The 1,582-nt window shown below is 72.6% G+C and carries 2 protein-coding genes and 1 pseudogene; 1 reads left to right on the forward strand and 2 read right to left on the reverse strand.

What is annotated here, in order from left to right; translation table 11 throughout:
• A pseudogene (locus AX737_RS34380) lies at positions 1-525 on the forward strand (patatin-like phospholipase family protein); the annotation flags it as partial.
• A 150-nt stretch (positions 526-675) separates the two neighbouring features.
• Here the strand turns inward: AX737_RS34380 and AX737_RS13615 are convergent.
• Entirely contained in the window at positions 676-1,107 is a 432-nt protein-coding gene (locus AX737_RS13615; RefSeq protein ID WP_066922158.1) for a CBS domain-containing protein, read from the reverse strand.
• A gap of 173 nt (positions 1,108-1,280) precedes the next feature.
• Positions 1,281-1,582, reverse strand: a 302-nt coding sequence (locus tag AX737_RS13620) for a rhomboid family intramembrane serine protease (RefSeq protein WP_156453703.1), incomplete at its 5' end; no start/stop codon positions are given.

Consider the following 1,582-nt stretch of genomic DNA (forward strand, 5'->3'; position numbering starts at 1 on the left):
TCCTACGCGCTGCCGGGCATCTTCCCGCCGGTTCCGCTCGACGGGCGCCTGCTGATGGACGGCACGCTGGTGAACCCGGTGCCGGTGGCGCTCGCCCGGGCGATGGGGGCCGACCTCGTGGTCTGCGTCAATCTCGGCTGCGAGTCCGGCGCGCGGGGCCACGTGATCGAGCCCGAGGCCACGGACCCGGTCGAGCGCGCGGTCGCGGGCGCCGTCGAGGCGCGCCGCCGCTGGAGCCTGTTCGGAGTCGTGCGCGGGCGCCGCCGCCGACCGCGCGATCCTGTCCCGGCCGCGCCCGGCATCGCCCGGGTGATGTTCGACGCCTTCAACATCACGCAGGACCGGATCTCGCGCGCCCGCCTGGAGCGCGACCCGCCCGATCTCAGCATCGGCCCGGAGCTCTCTGGGATGGGCCTGTTCGAGTTCCACCGGGCGGCGGAGGGCATCGCCCTCGGCGAGGCGGCGGCCCGCGCCGCCCTGCCCCGCCTGCGCGCCCTGATGGCCGGCGCGAGCGCCAGGGCCTGAAGTCCCGGATCCCGAAGGTCTACGATCTTCGGCGGGTCCAGGCAGGGTTCCTGATCTTGGCCCTGGTCGGCGAAGCCAAGCTCGGGGCGGAGGCTCGGGGCTCTGCCCCGAACCCCGCCGAAGGGTCTCGACCCTTCGGGATCCCCGGACCTATGCCGTGGTGATGTAGTCGCGCAGGGCCTGATGCTCGGCCTCGACGGTGGCGATGCGCCGCTTCACCACGTCGCCGATCGAGATCATGCCGACGAGGCGCCCGTCCTCGCAGACCGGAACGTGGCGGAAGCGGCCCGCGGTCATGGTCTGCATCACCTCCTCGACGGTGGTGGTGCGGCCGCAGGTGGTCACCTTGCGGGTCATGTGGGCGGAGACCGGCTCGTCGAGCGCGGCGGCGCCGAGCTTGGACAGCACCCGCATGATGTCGCGCTCCGAGAGGATGCCGGCGACCGCGCCGTCCGCCTCCGTCACCACGAGCGCGCCGATGCTCTTCTCGGCGAGCAGATGGATCGCGGCGTCCAGCGTGTGGGCCGGGCTGATCGTGACGACGGAACTGCCCTTCTCGATGAGTATGCGTGCGACGGTCATGTCCCCTCCCTGCCTGGAGATGCGCGCCGCAGCCCCGCGGCGCACTGGTTGCGGCCCGGCCGGGTTGATCCCGGCTCTCATGCCGATCGCGGCAAGTGTGTGGCCAATGTTTCCGGATGGCAAGCGCCGGGCGCAAGGAGGCCCTGCGATCTCCGCATGGGCGCGGCGGGGCCTCAGCGCGGGGAGCGGCTCAGGGGATCGAGGAACGGGAACAGGAAGAAGCCGGCCGCGAAGCCGCCGAGATGCGCGTCCCAGGCGATCGAGGTACCCTCGCTCCCGAACGGCAGGGCGATGATCCCGAACAGCAGGTTGGTGACGAGCCAGATCACCAGGAAGGTCACGGCCGTGCGGTTGCGCAGGAGTTCGGGCAGCGTCTCGGGCGGGCGGCGCGGCGGCAATTGCCAGGGCTGGCTGCCGTAGCCGACGGCGGGCGGCTGGAACGCGAAGCGGGCGGCGGCCGCCATCAGCGCCGAGA

Source organism: Methylobacterium sp. CCH5-D2, from assembly GCF_001556475.1.
GTDB classification, from domain to species: Bacteria; Pseudomonadota; Alphaproteobacteria; order Rhizobiales; family Beijerinckiaceae; genus Methylobacterium; species Methylobacterium hispanicum.